This is a genomic window from Variovorax sp. JS1663, from assembly GCF_002157355.1.
In the GTDB taxonomy this organism is placed as follows: Bacteria; Pseudomonadota; Gammaproteobacteria; order Burkholderiales; family Burkholderiaceae_C; genus Variovorax.
The window spans coordinates 1-3,559 of sequence record NZ_LYMK01000105.1; the positions used below are offsets into that span (position 1 = coordinate 1).

At 67.9% G+C, this 3,559-nt stretch carries 4 protein-coding genes; all 4 read left to right on the forward strand.

The annotated features are described in order from the left end of the window. Nucleotides 1-211: 211 nt before the first annotated feature. Nucleotides 212-901, forward strand: coding sequence for a flagellar basal body L-ring protein FlgH (locus A8M77_RS34710; protein ID WP_086926008.1), 690 nt, complete (start codon nt 212-214; stop codon nt 899-901). A gap of 145 nt (nt 902-1,046) precedes the next feature. Then, entirely contained in the window at nt 1,047-2,150 is a 1,104-nt protein-coding gene (locus A8M77_RS34715; RefSeq protein WP_086926009.1) for a flagellar basal body P-ring protein FlgI, read from the forward strand. A gap of 172 nt (nt 2,151-2,322) precedes the next feature. After that, entirely contained in the window at nt 2,323-3,291 is a 969-nt protein-coding gene (gene flgJ / locus A8M77_RS34720) for a flagellar assembly peptidoglycan hydrolase FlgJ (RefSeq protein ID WP_086926010.1), read from the forward strand. Nucleotides 3,292-3,309: 18 nt separating this feature from the next. Next, the coding region (locus tag A8M77_RS34725; RefSeq protein ID WP_192871724.1) for a chemotaxis protein CheW at nt 3,310-3,559 on the forward strand (250 nt) is incomplete at its 3' end.

The following is a 3,559-nucleotide window of genomic DNA, read 5'->3' on the forward strand; positions in this document are numbered from 1 at the left end:
GCTTCGCTGCGGGTCACGCGCAGTGGGGTCGCCTTTCTTTGGTTACTTTCTTTGGCGAGACAAAGAAAGTAACTCGCCCGCCGGGGCGAATTCCCGGCTCCGGCGCAACAACAACCAGCAAGGCAAAAACAAAGCGAACAAGTGCCCCCACCCCCACCCTCCCCCAGAGGGGGAGGGAGCAATGACCGCAGTCAACCGCGCAGGTGCTTTGATGTTCCACGCACGTCTTCATCGCCTCGGTGCAGCCGCGCTCGCTGCCTTGATCACCACCGGCTGCGCGCAGATCCCGCGCGAGCCTCTCGTGCACCAGCCGATGACGGCGCGCGCCAATCCCTACCAGCCGCTGCCGGCGCCGCGCGCGACGGGCGCCATCTTCCGCGACGGCCCCGGCGCGAACGCACTGTTCGAGGACCGCCGGCCGCGCAACGTGGGCGACATCCTGACCATCGTCATCAGCGAGAAGGTCAACGCCAGCAAGAACTCCGGCGCCAACGCCAGCCGCACCGGCAGCATGGCGATGGCCTTCCCGACCATCCCCAAGCTGCTGGGCGGCCTGCTCGACGACCAGGATGCCAAGCTCTCGGGCAACAACGTCCTCGCGGCCAAGGGCGGCGCCAACGCCAACAACACCTTCAACGGCGTGATCACCGTCACCGTGGTGGACGTGATGCCCAACGGCAACCTGCTGGTCTCCGGCGAAAAGCAGATGGGCATCAACCAGGGCACCGAGTTCATCCGCTTCTCGGGCGTGGTGAACCCGCGCACCGTCTCGGGCAGCAACACCGTGCCCTCGACCCTGGTGGCCGATGCGCGCATCGAATACACGGCCAAGGGCTACATCGACGAAGCGCAGCACATGGGCTGGATGCAGCGCTTCTTTTTGAACGTCATGCCGTTCTAGATGGCTCTCCCCCAGTCTTCGCGCACTTCGTGTCGCTTCGCCAACCCCCTCACCGGGGCCAACACCAGCGGCCCGGCAAAGCCGGCTCCGCGGTGTCTCCCGAACGCGGTCCGTTCCGGTGCCGCTTGAAAGAGAAAGTTTGTCTATGAGTTTGTCGCGATATTTGATGGGTGGGCTTGCTGCGCTGTGTGTGCTGGCGGGTCCCGCAAACGCCGAGCGCATCAAGGAACTGGCCAGCATCCAGGGCGTGCGCGACAACCCGCTGATCGGCTACGGGCTGATGGTCGGCCTGGACGGCACGGGCGACCAGACCATGCAGACGCCCTTCACCACGCAGAGCCTGAACAACATGCTGCAGCAGCTGGGCATCAGCATTCCGGCCGGCGTCAACATGCAGCTCAAGAACGTGGCGGCGGTGATGGTCACGGCCACGCTGCCGTCCTTCGCGCGGCCGGGCCAGACCATCGACGTCACCGTCTCCTCCATGGGCAATGCCAAGAGCCTGCGCGGCGGCACGCTGCTGATGACGCCGCTCAAGGGCGTGGACGGCGCCACCTACGCGATCGCGCAGGGCAACATGGTTGTCGGCGGCGCCGGCGCCTCGGCCAGCGGCAGCAAGGTGCAGATCAACCAGTTGGGTTCGGGCCGCATCCCGGGCGGCGCGCTGGTGGAGCGCACGGTGGAGGCACCGGTGGGCGGCGAGGGCGTCTTCTCGCTGGAGCTCAACCGCTCCGACTTCGGCACCGCGCAGCGCGTGGTCGAGGCCATCAACCGCCAGCTCGGCCCCGGCACCGCCGAGGCGGCCGATGCGCGCATGGTCCGCGTGCGCGCGCCCGATCAGCAGGAGCGCGTCGGTTTCCTCGCCCGGCTCGAAAACATCGAGGTCACGCCCACGCAGGCGGCGGCCCGCGTGGTGATCAATGCGCGCACCGGCTCGGTGGTGATGAACCAGGCCGTGCGCGTCAACGATTGCGCGGTGGCGCACGGCAACCTGTCCGTGGTGATCAACACCGAGCCGGTGATCAGCCAGCCCGGTGCCTTCTCGGGCGGCTCGACCGTGGCGACGCAGACTTCGCAGATCTCGGTCCAGCAAGGCGGCGGCGCACTGCAGATGGTGCGCGGCGGCGCCTCGCTGTCGGACGTGATCAAGGGCCTGAACAGCCTGGGCGCCAATCCGCAGGACCTGGTCTCCATCCTGCAGGCGATGAAGAGCGCCGGCGCGCTGCGCGCCGAACTGGAAATCATATGACGCTCTCCCCCAGGCTTCGCGCACTTCGTGTCGCTACGCCAACCCCCTCACCGGGGGCAACACCAGCGGCCCGGCAAAGCCGGTTCCGCGGTGTTTCCCGAACGGGCCTGGCTTCGCCGGCCGGCTTGGTGCATGTGCAATCACTGGTGCGTGCGGCCGCTGGAGATCAAGCATGACCAGTACGACCGACCGCGGCGCCGCCCTCGACCAGCGCTTCGCGCTGGACGTGCAGGGCGTGGATGCGCTGCGGCGCACCGTGCGCGGCTCGCCCGAGGAAGGCCTGCGCCAGGTCTCGCGCCAGTTCGAGGCGCTGTTCATGAACATGGTGCTCAAGAGCATGCGCCAGGCGGTGCCCCAGAGCGGCCTGCTCGACAGCCAGAACGAGAAGCTCTACCTGTCGATGTTCGACCAGCAGCTCACGCAGAACCTGTCCGGCCGCGGCGTGGGACTGGCCGAGGCGATGCTCGCGCAGCTCAGCCGCAGCCTGCCGTCCGCCACGCCGGAAGGCGAGGAGGGCGCTGCGGGCATGTCGCTGGCACCGCCGCCGGGCATCGCGCTCAAGCCGCAGTCCGGCATCCCGATCGGCTCCGCGCCCACGCCGACCGCCGCTGTGGCGGCGCGCCGCACTGCGGACCTCAGCCTCTACCAAAGCAACGCCGAACGGCCGCCGGCCACCGTCGCCTCGCTGCAGGGCCAGGTCGACGCCTTCGTCGGCCGCATGGGCGCCTCCGCGCAAGCCGCCAGCGATGCCAGCGGCGTGCCTGCGCCCCTGATCCTGGCGCAGGCCGCGCTCGAATCCGGCTGGGGCAAGCGCGAGATCCGCGCCGACGACGGGACCCAGAGCTACAACCTGTTCGGCATCAAGGCCGACCGCGGCTGGAAGGGCCCGACGGTCGAGACCACCACCACCGAATACGTGGACGGCGAGCCGCAGAAGGTGCGCGCGAAGTTCCGGGCCTACGGCTCCTACGAGGAAGCCTTCACCGACTACGCGAAGTTCATCACGCGCAACCCGCGCTATGCCAACGTGCTCGCCACCGACGACCCGGCCGAGGCCGCGCACGGCTTGCAGAAGGCGGGCTACGCCACCGATCCGCAGTACGGGCACAAGCTCGTTCGCATCATGCAGAAATTCACCTGAGGAAAGAGGAACACCACCATGGCTGAAATCGCAAGTCTTCGCCCGCAGGGCAACGCACCCGCAATTGCCGGCGGCAACCGGCTGGAGGTGGTCACCTTCACGCTGGGCGAGGAGGAATACGGCATCGACATCCAGAAGGTGCAGGAGCTGCGCGGCTACGACGCGGTGACGCGGATCGCGAACGCGCCGGAATTCATCAAGGGGGTGGTGAACCTGCGCGGGATCATCGTTCCGATCATCGACATGCGCATCAAGTTCGCGCTGGGGC

Bases quoted from the DNA above. Each gene is read 5' to 3' on its own strand.
- A8M77_RS34710 (WP_086926008.1), top strand. From the start codon at position 212: ATGTTCCACGCACGTCTTCATCGCCTCGGTGCAGCCGCGCTCGCTGCC.
- A8M77_RS34715 (WP_086926009.1), top strand. From the start codon at position 1,047: ATGAGTTTGTCGCGATATTTGATGGGTGGGCTTGCTGCGCTGTGTGTG.
- flgJ (WP_086926010.1), top strand. From the start codon at position 2,323: ATGACCAGTACGACCGACCGCGGCGCCGCCCTCGACCAGCGCTTCGCG.